The following is a 24005-nucleotide window of genomic DNA, read 5'->3' on the forward strand; positions in this document are numbered from 1 at the left end:
GGCGGGTCAGCCCTGGGCCTGCGGCAGCGCGAAATAGAAGGTCGCGCCGCCGTCGACCTGGCCTTGCGCCCAGGTCCGGCCGCCGTGTCGGGCAATGATCCGAAAGACATTGGCCAGCCCGATGCCGATGCCATCGAACTCGTCGACGCGGTGCAGGCGCTGGAAGACGCCGAAGAGCTTGTCCTGGAACCGCATGTCGAAGCCGGCGCCGTTGTCGCGCACGAAGACCACCGTCTCGCCCGGTTCGCCGGGCTGCGCGCCGATCTCGATCCGGGCTCGCGGGCGTTTGCTGCTGTACTTCAGGGCGTTCGAGATGAGATTGACCAGCACGACGCGCAGCATGGAGCGGTCGGCCGCCACCACCGGCAGGGGCGCGATGTGCCAGTCGATGTCCCGGCCCTCGGTTTCCGGCTCGAACCCGCGGATCACCTCGGCCACCAGGGCGCTCAGGTCCACCGGGGTCTTGTGCATCTCCTGGCGCCCCATGCGCGAGAAGGCCAGCAGGTCGTCGATCAGCACGCTCATGCGGCGGGCCGCGTGGGTGATGTTGCTCAGGTATTGCAGGTTCTCCGCATCGAGCGCCGGCCCGGCGCTTTCCTGGAGCAGTTCCAGGTAGCCGTCGATGTGGCGCAGCGGGGCGCGCAGATCGTGCGAGACGGAATACGAAAAAGCCTCCAGCTCCTTGTTCGCCGCCTCCAGTTGCGCGGTGCGTTCGGTCACGCGCTGCTCCAGCGTTTCGAAGGATTGGTGGAGCTGTTCGGTCATGAGCTTGAACGCGGTGGTCAGTTGCCCCACCTCGTCGCCCGCGCCGATGTTGATTTCGGCCAGCCGCTCAGGGGCCATGGGCTTGCCGGTGGATGGCATGCCCGCGCCCTCGGGGTGCAGGACGGTGCGGGCGACCGCCGTGGTCAGTGTCTTGATGGGCGCCGTGAGCCGCGCGATCAACACGTAGCCCAAGGCCCCGCCCACGAGGAGGATCAGCACCGACACCCCAACGATGCCGGCCACGGTCTGCTGGATGGTCCTGGTGGTGCTTTCCCGCGACAGCGCCAGGCTCAGCGTCAGCGGGGGGGCCCGTGCTTCCATCTTCCAGGGCATGAAGGCCTGGTAGTACGAGGCCGACCCGCTCGTCTCGGTCTGCAGCCGGATGGCGTTGCCGGTCGGCGGGAGTTGCGGCACGGTGGGGTTGCCCATGCCGACCAGTTGCACACGGTGTTGCCCGTCGGGGGAAAAGAAGGCCGGAATCACGCCGCTCCTGGAGGCCGTTTCCTCCAGGAAGGACTGGTCGAACACCCGGCTGAAGACGAACATGCCGATCACCTCCGGTGGTGCCTCGCCCGCCCCAGGGGGTGTCTCCGCCGGCGTGGCGATGCCCAGGTTTTCGACGATCGTCTCGCCAAACGATTCGCGGGGCGTGCCCTGGATCGGCACCCTCACCTGCATCACCATCGTGTGTTCGGCGGGGAAGTCCACGTGGCCCGCGACCTGATTCGCCAGCGGCAGGCTGCGCGCGATGTGGACCGGCAGCGGGGTTTGCTGCCAGCTCCACCAGTCGGTCAGTTGAACCCGGCCGTCTTCCTTGCGCCGGGTGCCGCGCAGCACGGGCTGGCCGCCGTGCCGCGTCACCATGCCGGCCCCGTCTGGCGTCACGTAGTGGGACAGGTCGCCGCCCAGGTAAACGGCCACACTGGAGAAGCGGGCCGACAGCAGGATCAGCTGCAAGCGGTTCAACGAGGTGATCTTGTTGTGGCCCAGGGTGAAGTCCAGGGTCTCGCCGGGCGCCCGGTCCAGCCTGAGCGTCTGGCTGTACAGGATCGCCATGTCGCTGAGGTTTTTTTCGTCGCGCGCGGCGTCCACCGCCACCGCCACCTGGGCCTCGCGCGAGGCCTGCAGATCACTCCTGAAGGACACCAACTGCTGCGAAAGCCGGGTGAAGGCGTCCGCTTCGCCCTGGCTGTTGATCAGGAACGAGGTCAGGCCAGCACTGAGCGCGGTCACCACCAGCAGAAACGCCGCAAACGCCAGAAGCAGCTTGTGTTCGATGCTGGTGAATTTCATCGTCAAGGGGGCGCATGGCCGTCGCTTCGTTGGGACAACCGCTACCGGGCGGGGTAACCATTGTGCGCTTGAATGTCCTGGTCAATCTTCGTGGCGGCCTGGCTCAGTTCGGTCTGCACGTCCGCGCCTTGGATGATGTGGTCCACCGCTTCGGCGAAGGCCTTCGTGATGGCGCCGTAGGCCGGTGTGGGCGGGCGGGGGACCGCCCAGCCCTTTTCGATCTGCTGCACATAGAGGTGCAAGGGGCCGGCGGGCCGGTAGAGCTTTGACTGGGCCAGGGCCGATTTTCGAGCCGGCACACCGCCATGGATGTCGGTCCAGCGCGCGACATTGTCCGGCTGCAGGAGGGATTCCAGAAAGGCCCAGCTGCCTCTGGGGTCCTGGCAGGAGCTGGGGATGCCGAAGTTCCAGGTGCCCAGCCCGGTCTTGGGGCCGTGGCCGAAGTCGGGCATGGGGATGACGACCAGGTCCTGGCCCAGCGCTTCGGCGTATTTGTTGTAGAGCCAGTGGCCAACCCAGGAGAGCGCGGCCTTGCCGGAGGGGAAGTCGGTATCGCCCGCCGGTTTGGGGTTGGCCCAGCCCTTTTGAAACCAGCTCTGGAAGCGCTTCATCGCCGCGACGGACTGAGGGCCGTCCAGCACCCCTTTGGCGGACCGGTAGCTCTGGCGATCGATCAGGTCGCCGCCAAAGGACTGCAGGATGGGCGAAAAACCGTAGGTGAAGAATTCGCCCCGCCCGTAGTTGATCTTCATGTCCAGCGGGTACGCCACGCCCGGCACGGCGGCCAGCTTCTCCAGCGCGGTCTCGAACTCGGCCAGGTTCCATGGCTGTGCCACCGTGGGGATGCGCACGCCCGCGGCCCGCAGGTATTTGCGGTTGGCGTACATCGCCAGGCCCGAGTCGTAAATGCCCAGCGTGTAGAGTTTTTCCTGGTAGGTTCCCTGCGCAATGACCGAGGACAAAAAGTCGGCCTTCAGCTGTTTCGACACGAAGCGGTCGATGGGTTGCAGGTAACCGAGCCAGGCCAGGTTGGCGACCAGCGGGCCGTCAAAGAACAGCAGGCAAGGCAGATCGCCCGTCTTCCCGGCGGCCAGGATCCGGTCGGTGTAGGTGCCCTCGGGCACCAACGTCATCTCGATCTGGTACCTGTCCTGGCTCTTCTGGAAATCCTGGATGTTGGCCTCCATGACCTTCATCAGGGTGTTGCCCACGCCGGCGTGGAACCACACCGTCACGGTCTGCTTCTTCGCGGCGGGCGGCTCCTGGGGCGTGGCGATGCCCGCCGCCCCACAGGTCGTCAGCAGGGCCAGCGCCCAGGCGCGCAGCGCTTTAAGTCCCACCACGGTGTGTCTGGGCATTCATGTCTCCTGACGGGGGGATGGGCGAAGCGAGAAATAGAAGGTCGCACCCTGGTCGATCTGGCCCTGTGCCCAGACCCTGCCGCCGTGGCGCGCGATGATCCGGGCGACATTGGCCAGCCCGATGCCGGTGCCCTCGAATTCGTCCACGCGGTGCAGCCGCTGGAAGACGCCGAAGAGCTTGTCCTTGAATCGCATGTCGAATCCGGCGCCGTTGTCCCGCACGAACACCACGGTCTCGCCTTCTTCACTGGGCAGCGTGCCGATCTCGATCCGGGCCTGCGGGCGCTTGCTGCTGTACTTCAGGGCGTTCGAGATCAGGTTGAACAGCACCACGCGCAGCATGGCGAGATCGCCGGTGACCACCGGCAGATCGGCGATGCGCCAGTCGATGTTCCGACCTGCGGCCTCCGGCGCCAGCCCCCGGATCACGTCGGCCACCAGGGCGTTCAGGTCCACCGAGGTCTTGCTCATCTCCTGGCGCCCCATGCGCGAGAAGGCCAGCAGGTCGTCGATCAGCGTGCTCATGCGCCGGGCCGCGTCGGCGATGGTGCTCATGTAGTGCAGGCTCTGGTCGTCGAGCGCCGGCTCGACGCTTTCCTTGAGCAGTGCCAGAAAACCGTCGATGTGGCGCAGCGGGGCGCGCAGATCGTGCGAGACGGAATAGGCAAAAGATTCCAGTTCCTTGTTCGCCTGTTCCAGCGCGCTGGTGCGCTCGGCCACGCGCTGTTCGAGCGCCTGGTTGAGCGCGCGCACCTGCTCCTCGGAGCGATGCCGCTGCACCACCGCGATGACCAGCGACACGCTCACGCCGAGCAGCAGCACGAACGACACCCCGGCGATCCAGGCCGTCTCTTGCGAGATGCTGAGCGTGCTCTGCGGCGAAAAACGGACCACGGCGCCTGAAGGCAACTGAGACGCCGGGATGTCGAAGCGCACCAACTGCCGGTGGTCAAAGAGCAGGGTCTTGCCCGCCCCGCGACGCACCGGGATGGCCTCCGGGCTCACGCCGTGCATCACCTGCACCGCGATCTCGGCTGCCAGGCGCCCCTGCTCGACGCCGCTGATGACGCTGCCCCCCACGGCACCGTGGCCGACCAGGAAGTCCCAGCTCGTGAACAGCGGAACGTTGGCCGTCGATGACATCAGTTCGGCGGCGCGCTGGCTGCTGATGCCCTGGCCGTCGTGCGTGCGCATGTTGCCGATGGTGAAGATGGCGGAGTCGGGTGGAAGGGTCTTGAGGTCCTGCAGGAGAGCGTCCACGTCGGGGTATTCGCGGAACTCGGCCTTGACCTGCGTGGGGAGTGTCGCCAGGTCCTTGGTGACGGTGGCCCGGATGCCACGGTAGGTGAGGTCGTCGGCCATTCCGGGGAACACGATGCGTCGGGTCCGTGGTGCGAGCTGCAGCATCACCTGCAGTGTGCCGAACATGTCGCCGTCTTCGGCCACCCCGGTGATGCCGCTCTCGCCCTGCAGCATCGCATCGTTGTAGCCGTTCAGGCCCATGAACACGATGGGCACCCCGGGGAACAGCTCGGCGCGGTGCGCGCGGGCGAAGTCGAACGCGGCGTTGTCCGAGGTCAGCACGACTTTGAATTTCTGCGCCGAGAGCTTGGCTCGGAGCAGGTCGAGCAGCAGCGGCCCCTTGAGCAGGCCCGGGTTGTGCACCGCGTCCAGGTACTCGATCCGCAGGTCGTACTCGGCGGCCAGAGGGCTGAAGACGGCATCGACGCCTTCCTGCTGCGAACGGGTCCAGACGAAGTCCGGGCCGTAGGAATGGAGCACGAGGACGTTGTCGTGGCCGTTGATGTGGGTGTCGGCATGGCCGGTGGTCGGCGTCAGCACCAACAGAACCGCCCACACCAGCAGCGTGACCCACACGGCGGTGGAGCGGCGCGGGAACGGACGGTGTGGGCTTTCCTGCTGCCTGAAAGTCATCGCGTGCCTCGGTCTTGGTGCCTGGACGGGAAAGATGGGGGAGTGCAACAAACTACTTACAAGTATCGGCGAGCCCCGCTGGCACGGTCAATCGCGGAACGGGCGTTGTGTGCCGGAACGCACGGAAAAGCCGTCCGGGCGGGTGCCCAAGGCAGCCGCCACCACCGCAAAAAAAAGCCCCGGTGCGGGTGCACCGGGGCCTGGGGTCTGCGAACCGGCGTTGCGCCGGTGGTGGGGGCGGGCTCAGCCGCTCAGTTCATCTGCTGAATGCCCGAGAGCACCCAGCCGCTGGCGCCCTGGCGTGGTTTGGTCAGGTGCCAGATTTCGTCAAACGCCTCGTTGGCGGGTTCGCCGCTGTCGCGGGTTTCGCCGGTGAAGCGCACGCTCACCAGGTAACGGTCGGCGTCTTCTTCCACCTCGATCACCTCGGCGTCGATCTGGACCACGTCGGTGTGCTGTTCGGCCGCGCCACGCTCGGACAGGTCCATCTTCAGCTCGGCGAACATCTCGGGCGTGGTGAAGGCGCGGATGTCGTCGAGGTTGCCGGCGTCGTTGGCGGCCTGCAGGCGGATGAAGTTGACCTTGGCGTTGCGCACGAAGCTGGCCACGTCAAAGTCGGCCGGGATGCGGCTTGGGGCCGGCTGCAGGTTGGCGCCGATGCCGGAGCCGATCATGGAGCCGCCCGCGCCCGCCTGGGACGGGGTGGCCGCCTTGTAGGCCTGCGTCTGCGGCGAGCCACCGGCGGCGCCCGCGCCTGCGTAGGCCATGCCGCCCGCTGATCCACCCTGTGCGGCGGCGCGCTTGCGCATGACGAAGCCGATGGCGGCGAGCGCGGCCATGACCAGCAGGCCGATCATGAGCATGTTGGCCAGGCCCTCGCCAAAGCCCAGGTGCGAGGCCAGCGCGGCCAGGCCCAGACCGGCGGCGAGGCCGGCGATCGGGCCCAGCCACTTGCTGCGGGTGGACGCGGCGGCGGGGGCGGCCGCGGCGCTGGCGGGCGTCTGGGTGGGCGTGGCGGTGGGGGCCTTGGCCGGCGGCGTGGCCTGGCGCTGCATGCCGATGGACTTGCCGCCACCCAGGCGGCGCGCGGCTTCGGCGTCCATGGCCACGGAAGACAGGCCGATAGCAAACACCATGGCCAGCAGGGAAAGAATCTTTTTCATGAGGTCTCCGCAAAAGGAATGGGGGAGCGCGCAGGGTAGGGCCTTCTTCATTCAAGAAAAAGCAGCGTTATCGGGATGTTTCGTTCGGTTAAAAGGGAGGGTTCGAGGTCGGTCCCACCCGCGGGCGCTTCCCTGCACACCGCCGTTGGCGCTATCGTGCGGTTTTTGGGGAGTGCCCATGATCCACCTCCGCGAAATCGACCACCTCGTGCTGCGCGTCGTCGATCTCGACGCCATGCTGCGCTTCTACTGCGATGTGCTGGGCTGCCACGTCGAGCGCCGGCAGGATGGCATCGGGCTGGTGCAGTTGCGCGCCGGGCGCTCGCTGCTCGACCTCGTGCCGGTGAGCGGGCCGCTCGGTCGCGCCGGTGGGGCGCCGCCGGGTGCGCAGGGGCGCAACCTCGACCATTTCTGCTTCCGGGTGGAGCCGTTCGACGAGGTGGCGATCCGCGCCCAGCTCCAGGCGCACGGCGTCGAGGCCGGCGCGCTGGCCTCGCGTTATGGCGCCGAGGGCGAGGGGCCCTCGATTTACGTCACCGACCCCGAGGGCAATGTGGTGGAGCTCAAGGGGCCACCGGATGGCGTGGCTGTGGGCCAGACGGGCGCGGTACAGTGAGGGCGCCCGCCATGCGGTCCGTGCCCGACGGCCGCGCGGGCTCGGCGTTTGGAGGCGCCTGGACATGAAACAACAGATCGCGCGTTTGTCCCCCCACCAGAACGGCAAGGTTTTCGCGGTGCTCATGGCCGTGAGCTCGCTGCTCTTCCTGATCCCGTTCTTGCTGTTCATGGCCACGGTCGTGCCCGCGGGCCAGCGCCCGCCCATGTTCATGATGGTGATCGTGATGCCGGTGATGTACCTCGTGATCGGCTACGTCGGCGTGGTTGTCGGTTGTTTCCTGTACAACTTCCTGTTCAGGTTCATCGGCGGCATCGAGTTCGAGTCCGAGTCCACGTCCGACCCGGCCTCTTGAGGCCCCGGCGCCCGTCTGTGCGCTAAAAGACAGACAGCGGCCTGTGTGGGGCGCACACTGGAACGATCCCGGGCCTGTGTTGCGCTCACTGGACCACCCTCCGTGCTGCGCACTGCGGGGCTGAGCGCCTTCGGAACGGCCGGGCGGCGCTCACGCGGTCGTGGCCAGGTTCCGGGCAAAGGACTTGCCATGACCCAGCTTCCCGTGTCGCCCCCCCTCCCCCCGCCACCGGCTTCTGCTCCCGTGCGGGGTTATCTGCGGCCCATGGTGTTGTTCGTCTTCCTGGGCGTGCTGCTGTCGCTGGCGTTTCGCCTGTCGGACCTGCTGCCGCTCTTGTTCGGGGCGGTGATCGTCGCGGTGGCGCTGCACGCCCTGGCCGCGCCCCTGGAACAGTTCCTGCGCCTGCCGCCCCGGCTGGCGGTGGGGGCGGCGGTGGCGCTCGTGCTGGTGGTGGTGGCGCTGGTGGTCTGGCTGATCGGCGACCGCCTGGTCACGCAGCTGGACGACCTGGGGCAGAAGCTGCCCGCCGCGCTGAACGCGCTGGTGCGCTGGGCGCGTGGCCACACACTGGGGGTCACGCTGCTCAAGGTGTGGGGCAGCGCGGACGCGGGCGATCTGCCGCTGGCCAGTGTGGCCATCGCCGCGACCCAGGCCCTGAGCGCCGTGGGCGGCATCGGCCTGATGCTGGTGGTGGGGGTGTACATCGCCGCCGACCCCGCGATGTACCGCGACGGGCTGGTCCGGCTGATCCCCCCAACCTACCGCGAGCGCGTGGGCGAGGCGATGCGCGCCAGCGGCCACGCGCTGTCGCGCTGGCTGATGGGGCAGGGCATCTCGATGCTGTTCGTGGGGCTGTCCACCACTGTGGGGCTGGCGCTGCTGGGCATGCCGCTGGCGCCCACGCTGGGCCTGCTCGCCGGCGCGCTGGCCTTCATTCCGTTCTTCGGCCCCATCGCCTCGGGCGTGCTGGCGGTGCTGATCGCCTTCATGGAAGGGCCCACGCTGGCGCTGTCGGTGGCCGGCCTGTGCGTGGCGATCCAGGTGATCGAAGGCAACCTGCTGATGCCCCTGGTGCAGCGCTGGGCGGTGGAGCTGCCGCCGGTGCTGGGCATCACGGCGGCCATCATCTTCGGTCTGCTGTTCGGCCTGCCGGGCGTGATCCTCGCGTCGCCACTGATGGTGGTGGCGATGGTGCTGGTGCGCAAGCTCTACGTGGAAGGCGTGCTGGAGACGTAGGTGGGTTCTGCCTTTCGTGGGACGTGCGTTGCTGCACAGACCCGGGCCCTGGAGGACCGGCTTTCCCAGGCGCCGGAGCACCCTCCTCGCTTCAGGCCGCGCGCGCCAGAAAGGCGAGCAGGTCACCGCTCAGACGAGCCTTGTCGGTGGCGAACAGGCCATGCGGTGCGCTGTCGTATTCGATCAGGGTGCTGTGTGCGATGCCCTGCGCGGCAACCCGGCTGGAGGCGGCGATCGGTACCGTCTTGTCGGCGGTGCCGTGGATGATCAGGGTGGGCACGGTGAAGGCTGCGAGGTCGCCCCGGAAGTCGGTCGACGAGAACGAACGCATGCATTCGATGGTGGCCTTCAGGCTGGCCTGCAGGGCGATGCCGCGTGCCCATTCCAGCAGCTCGGCGCTGACGGGGCGCTCCGCCGAATCGTCACCGAAGAAAGTCTTGAAGAAGCCGGTGAAAAACAGCGCCCGGTCGGCCTTCAGGCCCTCGGCCGTCTGGTCGAAGGCCGCCTGCTCGGTGCCGGCTGGGTTGTCGCCGGTCTTCAGGCGGTAGGGCAGGATGGACGACAGCAGCGCACATTTCGCCACCGATTTCCCGCCATATCGTGCCATGTAGCGCGCCACTTCGCCGCCGCCCATGGAGAAGCCGACCAGGGTCGCGTCCTGCGCGCCGGTCTGCTGGATCACGGCGGCCAGGTCGTCGGCCAGGGTGTCGTAGTCGTAGCCGCTCCAGGGCTGGGTGGAACGGCCAAAACCGCGCCGGTCGTAGGCGATCACGCGGTGGCCCGCCGCGGCAATGGCCATGGCCTGGTCGTCCCAGCTGTCGGCCGACAGCGGCCAGCCGTGGATCAGGATCACGGGTGGGCCTTCGCCCCAGTCCTTGACGTAGAGGCGGGTCTTGTCGGGGGTCTCGATGGTGTTCATGGCGTGACCTTTCACAGGGGTTCAGAGCGGCAGTGTTGCCAGCCGTGAGAGCGGTGTCTGTGTGCTGTCGAACATTTCGCATCGCCGCGTGTTCGATAGCGCACCGACGTGCCGTACCCCGGGTGGGAGATTGCTGGTTTGATGGCGCCGCCCCGCCGCCAGCCAACCAGAGGGCTCCCCCATGTCCCGGCCGTCATCCCCTGTTGTCCCCCAAACCACCCCAGTGAAGACGCTGGCCGCCAGGCCCACGGCGACCCGCCGCAGGACGTGCCGCTCTTCAGCGTGCCGCTTGGCCTGGGTCGCGGCCGGCACCGCCGTGCTGCTGGCGCTGGGCGCCTGCGCCGAGCCGGCCCGCTTTACCGTCGCCGAGGGCTCCGGCAACAACCCAGCCTTGCCCGCGCCCAGCCGGGCGCTGATCCCCACGGTGAACATTGCGCCGGCGCGGGGCTGGCCCGCTGGCGCCATGCCCACCCCGGCACCGGGCCTGCGGGTGCAGGCCTTTGCCCACGACCTGGACCACCCGCGCTGGCTGCAGGTGCTGCCCAACGGCGACGTGCTGGTGGCCGAAACCAACGCGCCGCCCAAGGCGGATCCACCCACGGGCATCAAGGCCTGGGTGATGGGGCGGGTGATGAAGCGCGCGGGCGCCGCTGTGCCGAGCGCCAACCGCATCACCCTGCTGCGCGACACCGATGGCGATGGCGTGGCCGACATGCGTTCGGTGTTGCTCAGCGGTTTGAACTCGCCCTTCGGCATGGCGCTGGTGGGCGAGCGCCTGTTCGTCGCCAACGCCGACGCGGTGCTGGTCTTTCCCTACCGCCGGGGTGACACCCGTCTCAGCGCAGCGGGCACGAAGCTGCTGGACCTGCCCGGCGGGCCGATCAACCACCACTGGACCAAGAGCCTGCTCGCCAGCCCGGATGGCCGGCGCCTGTACGTCGGGGTCGGGTCCAACAGCAACGTGGGCGAGAACGGCATGGTGGCCGAAGAAGGCCGGGCGGCGATCTGGGAGGTGGACATCGGCACCGGCGCGCACCGCGTCTTCGCCTCGGGCCTGCGCAACCCGGTCGGCCTGGCCTGGGACGCCAGCGGCCGCACGCTCTGGGCGGTGGTCAACGAACGCGATGAACTCGGCAGCGACCTGGTGCCCGACTACCTCACCTCGGTGCGCGACGGGGCCTTCTACGGCTGGCCCTACAGCTACTACGGCCAGCATGTGGATGCGCGCGTGAGCCCGCCGGACCCCGAGCGGGTGGCCAAGGCCGTGGTGCCGGATTTCGCGCTGGGCGCGCACGTCGCGCCGCTCGGCCTGGCATCCGCCGTCGGCAGCCGCCTGCCCGCGCCGTTCACGAACGGGATGTTCATCGGTCAGCACGGCTCGTGGAACCGGCGTCCGCACAGCGGCTACAAGGTGGTCTTCGTGCCCTTTAACGGCGGGCAGCCATCCGGTCCGGCCCGGGACGTGCTGAGCGGCTTCCTGACCGCCGGCGGCGAAGCCCAGGGGCGGCCGGTGGGTGTGGCGATGGACGCGCGGGGTGCGCTGCTGGTGGCCGACGACGTGGGCAACGCGGTCTGGCGCGTCAGCGCCTTGCCTTGACGCAGCGGCTGGGCCGTGGCGCTCAGGACCCGAGCAGCGCGCGCCAGGCCTGGCGCGTGGGGGACGACACCGAGTCCAGCACCTGTTCGTAGGGCGTCTTGTGCCGGGTCAGCAGCCGGGCCGAGGCCACCATCTTGGAGCGGCAGAACCAGTGGCAGGTGTGCTGGAACAGGAACAGCTCGGCCGACAGCATGTAGGCCTTGTCCTTGGGGCTGAGGTCTTGCGTGTTCTGCGCCACGAAGGCGATGCCCTTGGCGTGGATGGCCAGCGCCTCGCGCAGGTCGAAGGTGGCGCCCACGAACAGCCGGGTGGCCCAGGGCAGCGCCAGCGGCCAGGTGCTCACGCGGGTCTGCGCCTCGCCCAGGCGCGCCACGTCGGCGGCCAGGCGGTCGAACTGTCGGCACAGTGTCTGTTCAGTGGTGGCCAGCAGGTTCCAGATCTGTTGCCGCCGCTCGGGGTCGGCTTCGCCCAGGGCCCGCAGGTAGCCCTCGGTCAGCTGCTCCATGAGTTTTTCCAGCTGGTAGGGCTGCAGGCAGTGCGCCAGCAGCGCGATGCGCTGGCGTTGTTCACGGTTCTTCGCGGCGTACACGCCCAGGCCGATCAGGATCAGCGTCACATAAATATCCATGCCGCTATTGTCCGGCCCTTTTGTGGGCCCGCTGGAACTGGGGAGAGTGCGGTTGATATTTATACAGAGCAAATGCTTGCTATAAATAGGCCGGCCTGCTAAGGTTCCGTGCCATGAGCACCGCCAGCCCGCCTTTGCCCACCCCCGCCGCGCCGCGCCGCGCCCGGGGCCGCCCGCCCAAGACCGCCGACGAACGCGACGACGGCAACCGCCGACAGGCCCTGCTGCGCGCGGCGGCGCGCCTGTTTCGCCAGCAGGGCTTCGCCGCCACCAGCACGCGCGACATCGCCGCCGCGGCCGGCATGCGCTCGGGCTCGCCGTTCTACCACTTCGACAGCAAGGAGGCCCTGCTCGCGGCCGTGATGCAAGAGGGCATGCAGAGCGCGCTGCGCCGCCAGACCGAGGCCATGTCCGCCGCCGCGGGCGCGCAGCCGCTGAGCGCGCGCGACTGCCTGCGGGTGCTGGTGCGCAACCACTACGAAGTGCTGCTCGGGCCCGACAGCGACTTCATCCCGGTGATGCTGTACGAATGGCGTTCGTTGTCCGAGGCGCAGCGCAGCGAGGTCAACCACCAGAAGGCCGACTACGAAGCGGCCTGGGTGCCGGTGCTGCAGGCCCTGCACGCCAGCGGCGAGCTGCGCGGCGACCCGGGGCTGGCGCGGCTGATGCTGTTTGGCGCGCTGAACTGGTCCGTGCAGTGGTACGACCCGGCGCGGCAGGCCTCGCTGGACGACCTGACCCAGACCACGCTGCAGCTGTTTCTGAAGGACCCGGAGGTGCCGAAGGGGGCTCGCACCGCAGCGCGCCGCACGGAGGTGCCCGAATGAGCGCGCTGACGCAAAAACCGCCGGGCTACCGGTCGGTGTTCGCGCCGGGCCTGCTGGCCCGGCGGGTGGTGGTGGTCACGGGCGGGGGCTCGGGCATCGGGCGCTGCACCGCGCACGAGCTCGCCAGCCTGGGCGCGCAGGTGGTGCTGATCGGGCGCGATTCGGCCAAGCTGCAGGACACGGCGGGCGAGATCCTGCTGGACTGCGCCGGGGCCGGTGGGCACGCCAGCTTCCACGCCTGCGACATCCGCCAGGAAGCGGCGGTGCGCAGCGTGGTCACGGCCATCGTCGCCGCGCACGGCCGCATCGACGCCCTGGTGAACAACGCGGGCGGCCAGTACATCTCGCCGCTGGAAAACATCAGCGCCAAGGGCTGGCAGGCGGTGCTCGACACCAACCTCACCGGCGGCTTCCTGATGGCGCGCGAGTGTTATGTGCAGAGCATGCAGGCACACGGCGGCGCCATCGTCAACATCGTGGCCGACATCTGGGGCTCCATGCCCGGCATGGGCCACAGCGGCGCGGCGCGCGCGGGCATGGTGAGCTTCACCGAAACCGCGGCAGTCGAATGGGCGCGCAGCGGCGTGCGCGTGAACGCCGTGGCGCCGGGCTACATCGCCTCCAGCGGCATGGACCATTACCCGCTCGAGGCCGGCCCCATGCTGCGCGAGATGCGCGACACCGTGCCGGCGGGCCGCTTCGGCAACGAGGCCGAAACGTCCGCCGCCATCGTGTTCCTGCTCTCGCCCGCGGCCAGCTTCATCAGCGGCACGGTGCTGCGCGTGGACGGCGCACGGCCGCAGGTGCGCATGGGCTGGGGCCAGGTGGCCGCGCCGGTGGCGGCGCAGGGGCGTGATGCGGTGAAGCCGTTTGAGGGGTTTCACCGGTATGTGACGCCGCGTGTTTTTGCGGGGGATGGCCCCCACCCCAACCCTCTCCCGCACGCGGGAGAGGGGGCATGACACGGCGCTCGGGAGGGGGCATGTCATGGCGCTCCGGAGCGTGCAGGACTCAGTGGGGCGGAGGGGAAGTCCACTCCCTCTCCCGCGTGCGGGAGAGGGTTGGTGTGAGGGCCGCCGTATGAACTACCAGATCAGTTTTAACCCCCACAGCGAGCAAGCCCGACAACGCCGCGAAGCCATGCTCGCGCGCATCGCGCAACTGCGTGCCCTCGAAGACCGCGCGGCCCAGGCCTCGGCGAAATCGAAACCGGTGTTCGACAAACGCGGCCAGTTGTTGCCACGCGAACGCATCGGCCTGCTGCTGGACCCGGGCGCGCCGTTCCTGCCGCTGTGTTCGCTCGCCGGGTTTCTGCAGGACAGTAAAGACCCGGAAAAGTCCGTGCCCGGCGGTGGCGTCGTGGCCGGCATCGGCTTCATCAGCGGTGTGCGCTGCATGGTGGTGGCCAGCGATTCGGGCATCGAGGCCGGCGCGATCCAGCCGCGTGGGCTGGAGAAAATTTTGCGCGTGCAGGCGATCGCGCTGGAACAGAAGCTGCCCTTCGTGCACCTGGTGGAAAGCGCGGGCGCCAACCTCACCAAATACCAGGTCGAAGGTTTCGTGCTCGGTGGCGGCCTGTTCCGCAACCTCGCGCGCCTCTCGGCTGCAGGCCTGCCGGTCATCACCGTGCAGCACGGCTCGGGCACGGCGGGTGGCGCCTACATGCCGGGCCTCTCCGACGTGGTGATCATGGTGCGCGGGCGTTCTCGCGCTTTTCTCGCAGGCCCGCCGCTGCTCATGGCCGCGACCGGCGAGGTGGCGACCGAAGAAGAGCTGGGTGGGGCGGAGATGCACACGGCGGTGTCCGGGCTGGGGGAGTACCTGGCGGAGGACGATCGGGAGGCTTTGGGGATGGCTCGTTGGGTGGTGGGGCAGTTGGGTTGGGATGCGAAGGCCCTCACCCCAATCCTCTCCCGCAGGCGGGAGAGGGGGCAAGACACGCACGCCGGAGAAGCTGCTTTACTCCCTCTCCCGCCTGCGGGAGAGGGCCGGGGTGAGGGTGCCCCCGATCCCATCTTCCCCGCCGAAGACCTGCTCGCCCTCATGCCCCCCCACCACCGCGAACCGGTGGACATGCGCGAGGTGATGCTGCGCATCACCGACGCCTCCGACATCCTCGAATTCAAACCCCTCTACGGCGCCGCCACCGTCTGCGCCCAGGCCCGCATCGGCGGCCACGCGGTGGGCCTCATCAGCAACAACGGCCCCATCGACGTGGCCGGTGCCAACAAGGCCACGCACTTCATCCAGTGGATGTGCCAGCTCGGCCACCCGCTCATCTACCTGCAGAACACCACCGGCTACATGGTCGGCAAGGAGAGCGAACAGGGCGGCATGATCAAACACGGCAGCAAGATGATCCAGGCCGTGACCAACGCCACCGTGCCGCAGATCACCATCCAGTGCGGCGCCTCGTTTGGCGCCGGCAACTACGGCATGTGCGGCCGGGGTTACGCGCCGCGTTTCCTGTTCAGCTGGCCCAACGCGCGCACCGCGGTGATGGGCGGCGAGCAGGCCGCGCGCACCATGCAGATCGTGGCCGAGGCCAGCATGGCGCGCAAAGGCATCACGCCCGACCCGGCACAGATGCAGGCCCAGTTTGACCAGATCGTGAACGTGTTCGAAAGCCAGGCCGATGCGTTTTACACCAGTGGCCTGGTGCTCGACGATGGCGTGATCGACCCGCGCTACACGCGCGCCGTGCTCGCCTTCTGCCTCGACACCTGCGCCGAAGCGGCGGCGCGCGAGCCCCGGCCCATGCAGTTCGGCGTGGCGCGTATGTAAGACCTTGTGGGACAGACCCAGGGACGCGCGCAGCGCCCCCTGACTCTGTCCCCAACCGAATAGGAGATCCAAATGCAGTTCACCCACGAACACCGCGAAATCCAGGCCACGCTCAAGCGCTACATCGACGAACACATCAACCCGCACGTGGACGAGTGGGAGGCGGCCGAAATCTTTCCGGCGCACGAGGTGTTCAAGGGCCTGGGCCGGCTGGGCCTGCTGGGCCTGACCAAGCCCGAGGCCTACGGCGGCGCGGGGCTGGACTATTCGTACAGCCTGGCCATGGCCGAGACCCTGGGCCACATCCATTGCGGCGGCGTGCCCATGGCCATCGGCGTGCAGACCGATATGGCCACGCCCGCGCTGGCGCGCTTCGGCAGCGACGAGCTGCGTGCCCAGTTCCTCGCGCCGGCCATCGCGGGCGACGCGGTGGGCTGCATCGGCGTGAGCGAACCCGGCGCGGGCAGCGACGTGGCCGCCATCAAGACCACGGCGCGCAAGGACGGCGACGATTACGTCATCACCGGCCAGAAGATGTGGATCACCAACAGCCTGCAAGCCGACTGGATGTGCATGCTGGTCAACACCAGCGATGGCCCGGCGCACAAGAACAAGAGCCTGGTGATGGTGCCCTTGCGCGAGGACGGCAAGCTCGTCCAAGGCATCGAGGTGGCGCAGAAGATCAAGAAGATCGGCATGAACAGCAGCGACACCGGCCTGATCTATTTCGACGAGGTGCGTGTGCCGCAGCGCTACCGCATCGGCGCCGAGGGCGCGGGCTTCGTCTACCAGATGCAGCAGTTCCAGGAAGAGCGCCTGTGGTGCGCCGCGAGCACGCTGCAGAGCCTGTCCAACTGCATCGAATGGACCATCGAGTGGGCGCAGGAACGCAAGCTCTTCGGCGCCACGCTGGCCGACCAGCAGTGGGTGCAGTTCAAGCTGGCCGAGCTCAAGACCGAGGTGGAAAGCCTGCGCGCGCTCACCTATTTGTCTTGCGAACACTATGTGGCCGGTGAAGACGTGACCGAGTGGGCCACCATGGCCAAGCTGAAAGCCGGCCGGCTCAACAGGCTGGTGCCCGACACCTGTTTGCAGTTCTGGGGCGGCATGGGCTTCACTTGGGAGAACAAGGTTTCGCGCATGTTCCGCGACGGGCGGCTGGCGTCGATCGGTGGTGGGGCCGATGAGGTGATGTTGGGGATCTTGGCCAAGACCATGGGGATTGCGAAGAGGGCGGTGAAATGAAGCTGCTTTTCGCGGGCCCCCACCCCAACCCTCCCCCAGAGGGGGAGGGCGCAAAGTCCAGAGTCCCCTTCTTTTCCCCTCCCATGCAGAGCGAGGGAGTCAGAGCAGAACTATCCCTCTTTCTCCCTCCCCCTCTGGGGGAGGGCAGGGGTGGGGGCTCCCCCGCCAACACCTCACAGGACAGCCAACCATGACCCCCTTCCACACCACCCGCCACCAAGACGTCGAACACTGGACGCTCAACGACCCGAGCACCCGCAATGCCCTCAGCGACGCCATGGTGCTCGGCCTGTTCGAAGCCTGCCTGCGCGCCAAGCAAGACACCACCTTGCGCGGCATCGTGCTCACCGGCGCCAGCGGGGCCTTCAGCGCCGGCGGCAGCCTGGGCGGTCTCGCCAGCGCCATCGGCCAAGCCTTGCAGCCCGGTGAAGACGACCCGTTGATCGCCATGAACCGTGGCTTTGGCGACGTGCTGCACGCGCTCACCGAACTGCCGCAGTGGCTGGTGATCGCGGTGGACGGCCCGGCCATGGGCGGGGGCTTCGGCCTGGTGTGCTGCGCCGATCTCGTGATTGCCACCGAGCGCTCGGTGTTCGCCACACCCGAGGTCACGCTGGGCCTGCCGCCGGCGCAGATCGCGCCCTTCGTCTGGCAGCGCCTGGGCGACGCGGTGGCGCGTCAGTGCCTGCTGAGTGGTGCGCGCTGGAGCGCCGCCCAGGCGCAGACGGCCGGCCTGGTGAACACCGTGGTGGCCGACGACGCGCTCGACGCCGCCGTGGCCGACGCCGTGCGGGCCTTGCGCACCGCGGCCCCGGGCGCGGTGGCCGCCACCAAACAGCTCCTGCACCGCCTGCGCGCCAAGGCGCCCGACCTGCGCACCGAAGCCGCGATCGCCTTCGCCGCCGCGCTGCGCGGTCCCGAAGCCGCGGCCGGCCTGAGCGCCTTCGCGAAGAAGCAGCCCGCGCCGTGGTTGGATGTACCCCCACGCTCCACCGCTGCGCGGGTCGCTGCCCCCCAAGGGGGCGGATCCGGCTTGGGGCGGCCCGGCGCCGGATCGAAGGACGGCGCTGCATGAAAAAACTGCTGATCGGGAACCGGGGAGAGATCGCCCGCCGCATCATCCGCAGCGCGCACGCCATGGGCATCGCCACGGTGGCCGTGTATTCCGACGCCGACCGCGACGCTCTGCACGTGCGCGAAGCGGGTAGTTCGTTCGCGCTCGGCGGCCTGGCCTCGGCCGACTCCTACCTGCGCGTGGACAAGCTGCTCGAAGCCGCGCGCGCCACCGGCGCCGACGCCGTGCACCCGGGCTACGGCTTCCTAAGCGAAAACGCCGACTTCGCCCAGGCCGTGATCGACGCCGGTTTCACCTGGGTCGGCCCGCCGCCGGCGGCCATCCGCGCGCTGGGCAGCAAGTCGGCGGCCAAGGCGCTGGCCCACGCGCACGGCGTGCCCTGCCTGCTGGGCTACAGCGGTGACGACCAGCGCGACGAGACCTTCATCGCCGAAGCGCAGTGCATCGGCTTCCCGCTCATGGTCAAGGCCGTGGCGGGCGGCGGCGGGCGCGGCATGCGGCTGGTGCACGGGGCGGCGCAGCTGCTGCCGGCCTTGCACAGCGCGCGCTCGGAAGCCTTGTCCGGCTTCGGCAACGCCGAGCTGCTGATCGAGCGCGCCCTGCTGGCGCCGCGCCACGTGGAGGTGCAGGTGTTTGCCGATGCGCACGGCCACTGCATCCACCTGGGCGAGCGCGACTGTTCGGTGCAGCGCCGCCACCAGAAGATCATCGAAGAAGCGCCCAGCCCGGCGGTGTCGCCCGCGCTGCGCGCCGAGCTCGGCCGCTGTGCCGTGGCGCTGGCGCAGGCGGCGGGGTATGTGGGGGCGGGCACGGTGGAGTTTCTGCTGGACGACGGGTGGGGGGAGAGCCCTCACCCCAACCCTCTCCCGCAGGCGGGAGAGGGGGCCATGCCCTTTTTCCTGATGGAGATGAACACCCGCCTGCAGGTCGAACACCCGGTCACCGAGATGATCACCGGGCTCGATCTGGTCGAGTGGCAGATCCGCGTCGCGCGCGGCGAACCGCTGCCGCTGACCCAGGAGCAGGTGCGGTTCAGCGGACACGCCATCGAGGTGCGCCTGTGCGCCGAAGACGAGCACCACACGCCGCACACCGGCCGTGTGCGCCACTTCGCCGAACCGCCGATGGCGCCCGGCCTGCGCTTCGACCACGCGCTGGAAACCGGTGCCGAAGTCACGCCGCACTACGACGCCATGCTCGGCAAGCTCATCGCCCACGCGCCCACGCGCGCCGAGGCCGTGCACCGGCTCGCCCACGCGCTGGACCACACCCGCGTGCTCGGCTTGCCCACCAACCGCGCTTTCCTCGCCGCCTGTCTGCGCCACCCGGTGTTCGGCGCGGGCGGGGCGCGCATCCCGTTCCTGGCCGAACACGGCGACGCGCTGCGCGAAGGCCTGCGGCCCGCGGCCGATGCACAGCGGGTGGCGGCGCTGGCGCTGCTGTACGCGCAGCGGCCACCGGCCAGCGCCCTGGCCTGTCCGTTCCCGCGCGGCCTGCGGCTGGGCCTGGGCGCCGAGCTGCTGGAACTGGCCGTGCAGGAAACCGCGGGCGGCCAACTGGTGGTGACGCAGGGCGATCGGACCTGGCGCGCCAGGCTGCGGCCCGACGCGGGCGGCCTGCGCATCACACTCGACGGTGTGGGCTGGGTGGCGCACGCCGTGCCCGTGGTCGGTGCCGGCGGCGCTGCGCCGCGCTGGCAGGTGCAGCTCAGCGGCGGTGGGGCGGGCGATGCCACCCGCGCCGAACTCTGGCTCGACGACCTGAGCCACACGCCGCGCGAGCGCGCCGGCGGCGCGGGCGCCACGCGCGAGTTGCGCGCCCCTTTCAACGGCAAGCTCGTCGCCCTGCACGCGCAGGAAGGCCAGGCGGTGCTGCGCGGTGCGCCGCTGCTGGTGATCGAGTCCATGAAGCTGGAGCACACCCTGGCCGCACCGCGCGACGCGGTGATCGAAAGCCTGAACGTGGCGCCCGGCCAGCAGGTGTCTCCCGGCCAGTTGCTCGCAACATTCGAATGAAGCACCCCCGCAGCGCTTCGCGCTACCCCCTCAAGGGGGCGGCACTGGCCGTCCGGCAAAGCCGGCCCGGCGGTGCCCTGGGATGGGCCTCTTCATTCGTCGCGGTTCGCGCTCGGCGTAAGGGAGCCACTAGATGAACAGTCCTCAGCCTGACAGCCTCACCCCCAAAGACCGCCGCGCGCTGCTCGACACCGTGCAACGTTTCGCCACCCAGGCCATCGCGCCGCACGTGAGCGCCTGGGACGAGGCGGGCGAGTTCCCGCGCGCGCTTTACACGCAGGCGGCCGATCTGGGCCTGCTTGGCCTGGGCTACCCCGAGCACCTGGGCGGCACGCCCGCGCCCTGGGCCGTGCGCAACGCCGTGTCGCAGGCGCTGGCGCGCCATGGCGGCAGCGGCGGCGTGATGGCCGGCCTGTTTTCACACAACATCGGTCTGCCTCCGGTGCTGGCGCACGGCACGGCGGCGCAGCAGGCACAGATCGTTCCGCCGGTGCTGCGCGGCGAGCGGATCGCGGCGCTGGGCATCACCGAGCCCGGTGGCGGCTCCGACGTGGCGAGCCTGCGCACCACCGCGCGGCTCGACGGCGGCGACTACGTGATCGATGGCGAAAAAGTGTTCATCACCTCGGGCATGCGCTGCGACTGGATCACGCTCGCCGTCCGGACAGACGCCAGGAGCAAGGGCGCCAGTGGCCTTTCCATGATCGTCGTGCCGTGCGACGCGAAAGGCCTCTCGCGCACACCGCTGCAGAAGATGGGCTGGCTCTGCTCCGACACCGCGCACCTGCGCTTCGACGGCCTGCGGGTGCCGGCGCGCTACCGCCTGGGCGAAGAGGGCGCGGGCTTTCGCATGGTCATGGGCAACTTCAACGGCGAGCGCCTGGCGCTGGCCGCGATGGCGCTCGGTTTTGCCGAGGCCTGCTACGACGAGGCCCTGGCCTGGGCGCGCCAGCGCCAGACCTTTGGCGCGCCGCTGATCGAGCGCCAGGTGATCCGCCACAGGCTCATGGACATGCGGATGCGCATCGCGTCCACCCTGGCCTGGGTCGATGCGGTGGGCGCCTGGGCCGACGCGGGCGACACCGGGCCGGAATGGGTGGCCCAGGTGTGTCTGCTGAAAAACCACGCCACCCAGGCGATGCAGTTCTGCGCCGACGCCGCCGTGCAGATCCTCGGCGGCATGGGTTTCATGCGCGGCACCGTGAGCGAACGCCTTTATCGCGAAGTCAAGGTCCTGATGATCGGCGGCGGCGCCGAAGAGATCATGAAAGAGCTGGCCGCGCGGCAACTCGGCCTTTGAAAACAACAAAGCCCCGCTCAGTAGGAGCGGGGCCGTGGATCGGGAGCCTGCGCACAGCGCAGGGGCTCGGGTTCAGCGCGTGGCGGTGAAGCTGCCGCCCATGGTGGGGGCGGGGTAGCGGCTGGGGTACAGCTCCTTCAGCTTCTTGCCCGACTCGCCGTCGGCCACCACGTCGCCGGTGCGAATGGCTTCGGCCAGTTCGGCTTTCACCTGTTCACGGGTCTTGCCGGCCGACTGCTCTTTGGCGGGGTACAGGTCGGGGCGGGCCTGGTTGAGCATGAGGCCGCTTTCGTTGTTGGCGATCATGTTGCCGGTGCGGATGGCTTCGGCCAGCTCGGCCTTCACTTGTTCGCGGGTCAAGGGGCCGTCGGCGGCGAACACCTGGCTGGCGGACAGGGTGAGGAGGGCGACGGCGATGGCGGAGAGGTGCTTGCGGTTCATGGTGAAACTCCTTGGAGGGCTGTGAAACGGTGGGTCGAATCCTGTTGGAGGGCTTCGATGGGAAAGCCGTTGTGCCTTCCCTGGGGATGAATTCTTGACAACCAAAACCACGTTTTCCGAACCGCCAGATTACAAATATGTCATCACGCGCTGGCACGGCATATGCGACCATTCCAGCCTGATCGGTCAACCCCTTTGTGAGCCCAGCGATGCGTGTCCTTGTCGTCGAAGACGAACCCAAACTGGCGCAGTACCTGCACCAGGGCCTCAGTGAAAACGGCTACGTCGTGGACGTGGCGCGCGACGGCATCGAAGGCCGCCGCCTGGCCACCGGCGGCAGCTACGACCTGATGCTGCTCGACGTGATGCTGCCCGGCGTGGACGGCTACGGCGTGCTCGCCGCCCTGCGCGCCGAAGACAGCAAGACGCCCGTGCTCATGCTGACCGCGCGCGACAAGATCGAAGACCGCGTCAAGGGGCTGGAGGGCGGGGCCGACGACTACCTCGTCAAACCCTTCGCCTTCTCCGAACTGCTCGCGCGCATGGGCGCGCTGCTGCGCCGCGGCGCCTTCGCCAGCCCGCAGGCCGCCACCGTGCTGCGACTGGCCGACCTGGAGGTGGACCTCGTCTCGCGCCGCTGCTCCCGTGGCGCACAGCGGCTGGACCTCACCGCCAAAGAATTCAACCTGCTCGCGCTGCTCACGCGCCGGCGCGGCCAGATCCTGTCGCGCACCACGCTGGCCGAGCAGGTGTGGGACATGCATTTCGACTCCGACACCAACGTGGTGGAGGTGGCGGTGCGCCGCCTGCGCGCCAAGCTCGACGACCCCTTCCCCACCCGGTTGCTGCACACCGTGCGCGGCATGGGTTATGTGCTGGAGGAGCGCGCCGAATGAACCCCGCCACCGGGCTCGCCCAGCCCACTCCCCAGCCAGCCACAGAGCCCACCGGGCTGTGCCTGCCCCTGCCTTGTGGGCCGTCCATCGCACGGCGCCTCTCGCGCGCCATGGCCCTGCTCATGTTCGTGGCCCTGGGTGTGCTCAGCGTGGCCAAGTATTCGGCCATCGCCATGCGCATGGAGGTGGACCAGCAGACAACGCTGGACGACAAACGCGAGTACCTGTCTCATGCGATCGGGGTTGCCTGCGAAAGCGGCGAGGCCGGCCTGCTCCAGCGCATGACCCTGTTCGACCCCGTGCGCTCGTCCACCCGCATGCAGCTGTGGCGCGGCGACGGCACCGAACTCTTCCGCGACGAGGTGGCTCCGTTCGCGTCCAGCCGCAGTCTGGAATTCGACGTGCCGGCCGAACGCCTGCCCGGCGGCAAGGTGCGCGTCCGGCTGGAAATGGACACCACGCACGACCACCGCATCCAGCGCGAGGCCGCCATCACCCTGTTCATGACCACGCTGTTCGGCTCGGCCGCGGCCGGCTTTGCGATCCAGTGGCTGGTGCGCCGCGAGCTGCGTCCGCTGCTCTCGCTGGCCCGGCAGATGAACGGCATCTCGCCGCGGCGGCTCGACCAGCGCCTGGTGGTGGAACGCTCGTCCGAAGAGCTCGACCCCTGGGTGGCCCAGTTCAACGCCCTCATGGAGCGGCTGCAGAAAGCCTACGAACAGCTCGAAGCCTTCAACGCCGACGTGGCGCACGAACTGCGCACGCCCCTGACCGCCCTGATCGGCCAGACCGAGGTGACCCTCTCGCGCGAGCGCAACGTCGAGTCGCTGCGCGACACGCTGGCGTCCAACCTGGAAGAAATGCAGCGCCTCTCGGCCATCGTCAACGACATGCTCTTCCTCTCGCAGGCCGACCGCGGCGCCACCGCCCGGCGCAGCGAGCCGGTGAGCCTGGCCGAGCTTGCTCACCAGGTGGCCGAGTTCCACGAAGGCGTGCTCGACGAAGCCGGCCTGCACTTCACGGTGGAGGGCGACGCCCGCGTCGCGGTGGACGCGGCCCTCGTCAAGCGCGCCATGTCCAACCTCATGGGCAACGCCTCGCGCTTCGCCGAGCCCGGCTCCACCGTGCGGGTGAAGATCGAGCCGCGCACCGACGGGGCCGCCAGCAGCGAGGTGCAGGTCGTGGTGGAAAACCAGGGCCCCGCCATCGAACCGCAGCACCTGCCCCACCTGTTCGACCGCTTCTTCCGCGCCGACGCTGCGCGCTGTTGCCCCAATGAAACCCACCACGGCCTGGGCCTGGCCATCGTCGCGGCCATCGCCCGCATGCACGCCGGCAACACCTTCGCCCGATCGCAAGACCGCGTGACGCAGATCGGCTTCACGCTCGGCCCGCAGACCGCTTAGGACGAAACACCCCCGCCGCGCTTCGCGCGACCCCCTCAAGGGGGCGGCACTGGCCGTCCGGCAAAGCCGGCCCGGCGGTGCCCTGGGCTGGACCGCTTCCTGCGTTGCGGGGGGCGCTCCGGCTGACCTGTGCGCGACACCCGGGCCC

20 protein-coding genes are annotated in these 24005 nt (G+C 69.0%); 13 read left to right on the forward strand and 7 right to left on the reverse strand.

The window, feature by feature from the left end; genetic code table 11:
* Nucleotides 1-6 precede the first annotated feature (6 nt).
* The 4 genes from KIH07_RS07920 to KIH07_RS07935 form a co-directional block, all read right to left on the reverse strand.
* On the reverse strand, nucleotides 7-2058 hold the full coding sequence (locus KIH07_RS07920; protein WP_226491451.1) for an ATP-binding protein: 2052 nt from the start codon (nucleotides 2056-2058) through the stop codon (nucleotides 7-9).
* 41 nt (nucleotides 2059-2099) lie between these two features.
* Nucleotides 2100-3416 (reverse strand): ABC transporter substrate-binding protein, encoded by a 1317-nt coding sequence (locus tag KIH07_RS07925; RefSeq protein ID WP_226491452.1) that lies wholly within the window; start codon nucleotides 3414-3416, stop codon nucleotides 2100-2102.
* Entirely contained in the window at nucleotides 3417-5354 is a 1938-nt protein-coding gene (locus KIH07_RS07930) for a sensor histidine kinase (RefSeq protein ID WP_226491453.1), read from the reverse strand.
* A 251-nt stretch (nucleotides 5355-5605) separates the two neighbouring features.
* Nucleotides 5606-6517: a Tim44 domain-containing protein gene (locus tag KIH07_RS07935; RefSeq protein ID WP_226491454.1), complete on the reverse strand. Its 912-nt coding sequence runs from the start codon at nucleotides 6515-6517 to the stop codon at nucleotides 5606-5608.
* Between the two features lie 178 nt (nucleotides 6518-6695).
* Between KIH07_RS07935 and KIH07_RS07940 the strand changes: the two genes are divergently transcribed.
* From KIH07_RS07940 to KIH07_RS07950, 3 genes are all read left to right on the forward strand, one after another.
* On the forward strand, nucleotides 6696-7133 hold the full coding sequence (locus KIH07_RS07940) for a VOC family protein (protein WP_226491455.1): 438 nt from the start codon (nucleotides 6696-6698) through the stop codon (nucleotides 7131-7133).
* 64 nt (nucleotides 7134-7197) lie between these two features.
* Nucleotides 7198-7488: a hypothetical protein gene (locus tag KIH07_RS07945; protein ID WP_226491456.1), complete on the forward strand. Its 291-nt coding sequence runs from the start codon at nucleotides 7198-7200 to the stop codon at nucleotides 7486-7488.
* Between the two features lie 189 nt (nucleotides 7489-7677).
* Nucleotides 7678-8724 carry an AI-2E family transporter gene (locus KIH07_RS07950; protein ID WP_226491457.1) on the forward strand — a complete coding sequence of 349 codons (1047 nt, stop codon included), beginning with the start codon at nucleotides 7678-7680 and terminating at the stop codon, nucleotides 8722-8724.
* 91 nt (nucleotides 8725-8815) lie between these two features.
* Here the strand turns inward: KIH07_RS07950 and KIH07_RS07955 are convergent, their stop codons facing one another.
* Nucleotides 8816-9643 (reverse strand): alpha/beta fold hydrolase, encoded by an 828-nt coding sequence (locus KIH07_RS07955; RefSeq protein WP_226491458.1) that lies wholly within the window; start codon nucleotides 9641-9643, stop codon nucleotides 8816-8818.
* 289 nt (nucleotides 9644-9932) lie between these two features.
* Between KIH07_RS07955 and KIH07_RS07960 the strand changes: the two genes are divergently transcribed.
* Nucleotides 9933-11240 (forward strand): PQQ-dependent sugar dehydrogenase, encoded by a 1308-nt coding sequence (locus KIH07_RS07960; RefSeq protein WP_413465718.1) that lies wholly within the window; start codon nucleotides 9933-9935, stop codon nucleotides 11238-11240.
* 22 nt (nucleotides 11241-11262) lie between these two features.
* Here KIH07_RS07960 and KIH07_RS07965 read toward each other — a convergent pair whose 3' ends face one another.
* A complete protein-coding gene (locus tag KIH07_RS07965) occupies nucleotides 11263-11868 on the reverse strand; it encodes a hypothetical protein (RefSeq protein ID WP_226491459.1) in 606 nt (201 codons plus the stop codon).
* Between the two features lie 113 nt (nucleotides 11869-11981).
* Here KIH07_RS07965 and KIH07_RS07970 point away from each other — a divergent pair, with 113 nt between their 5' ends.
* From KIH07_RS07970 to KIH07_RS08000, 7 genes are all read left to right on the forward strand, one after another.
* Nucleotides 11982-12695, forward strand: coding sequence for a TetR/AcrR family transcriptional regulator (locus tag KIH07_RS07970; protein WP_226491460.1), 714 nt, complete (start codon nucleotides 11982-11984; stop codon nucleotides 12693-12695).
* Nucleotides 12692-13657 (forward strand): SDR family oxidoreductase, encoded by a 966-nt coding sequence (locus KIH07_RS07975; RefSeq protein ID WP_226491461.1) that lies wholly within the window; start codon nucleotides 12692-12694, stop codon nucleotides 13655-13657. Before KIH07_RS07970 ends, KIH07_RS07975 begins: the two co-directional genes overlap by 4 nt.
* Nucleotides 13658-13775: 118 nt before the next feature.
* Complete coding sequence (locus KIH07_RS07980; protein WP_226491462.1) at nucleotides 13776-15479, forward strand: acyl-CoA carboxylase subunit beta; 1704 nt, start codon at nucleotides 13776-13778, stop codon at nucleotides 15477-15479.
* Nucleotides 15480-15551: 72 nt separating this feature from the next.
* Nucleotides 15552-16724, forward strand: a complete 1173-nt coding sequence (locus KIH07_RS07985; protein WP_226491463.1) for an acyl-CoA dehydrogenase family protein — start codon at nucleotides 15552-15554, stop codon at nucleotides 16722-16724.
* A gap of 190 nt (nucleotides 16725-16914) precedes the next feature.
* Nucleotides 16915-17799 (forward strand): enoyl-CoA hydratase/isomerase family protein, encoded by an 885-nt coding sequence (locus KIH07_RS07990; RefSeq protein WP_226491464.1) that lies wholly within the window; start codon nucleotides 16915-16917, stop codon nucleotides 17797-17799.
* The gene (locus KIH07_RS07995) at nucleotides 17796-19814 is read left to right on the forward strand and encodes an acetyl/propionyl/methylcrotonyl-CoA carboxylase subunit alpha (protein ID WP_226491465.1); all 2019 of its coding nucleotides are present in this window, start codon (nucleotides 17796-17798) and stop codon (nucleotides 19812-19814) included. Before KIH07_RS07990 ends, KIH07_RS07995 begins: the two co-directional genes overlap by 4 nt.
* A 133-nt stretch (nucleotides 19815-19947) precedes the next feature.
* Nucleotides 19948-21114: an acyl-CoA dehydrogenase family protein gene (locus KIH07_RS08000; RefSeq protein WP_226491466.1), complete on the forward strand. Its 1167-nt coding sequence runs from the start codon at nucleotides 19948-19950 to the stop codon at nucleotides 21112-21114.
* Nucleotides 21115-21186: 72 nt separating this feature from the next.
* Here KIH07_RS08000 and KIH07_RS08005 read toward each other — a convergent pair whose 3' ends face one another.
* Nucleotides 21187-21555: a DUF4148 domain-containing protein gene (locus tag KIH07_RS08005; protein ID WP_226491467.1), complete on the reverse strand. Its 369-nt coding sequence runs from the start codon at nucleotides 21553-21555 to the stop codon at nucleotides 21187-21189.
* Between the two features lie 209 nt (nucleotides 21556-21764).
* Between KIH07_RS08005 and KIH07_RS08010 the strand changes: the two genes are divergently transcribed.
* Nucleotides 21765-22451 (forward strand): heavy metal response regulator transcription factor, encoded by a 687-nt coding sequence (locus KIH07_RS08010; protein ID WP_226491468.1) that lies wholly within the window; start codon nucleotides 21765-21767, stop codon nucleotides 22449-22451.
* Complete coding sequence (locus KIH07_RS08015) at nucleotides 22448-23857, forward strand: heavy metal sensor histidine kinase (protein WP_226491469.1); 1410 nt, start codon at nucleotides 22448-22450, stop codon at nucleotides 23855-23857. The genes KIH07_RS08010 and KIH07_RS08015 overlap by 4 nt, the downstream gene beginning before the upstream one ends.
* The last annotated feature ends 148 nt before the right edge of the window (nucleotides 23858-24005 follow it).

It is taken from the genome of Hydrogenophaga taeniospiralis (genome assembly GCF_020510445.1).
Taxonomy (GTDB): domain Bacteria; phylum Pseudomonadota; class Gammaproteobacteria; order Burkholderiales; family Burkholderiaceae_C; genus Hydrogenophaga.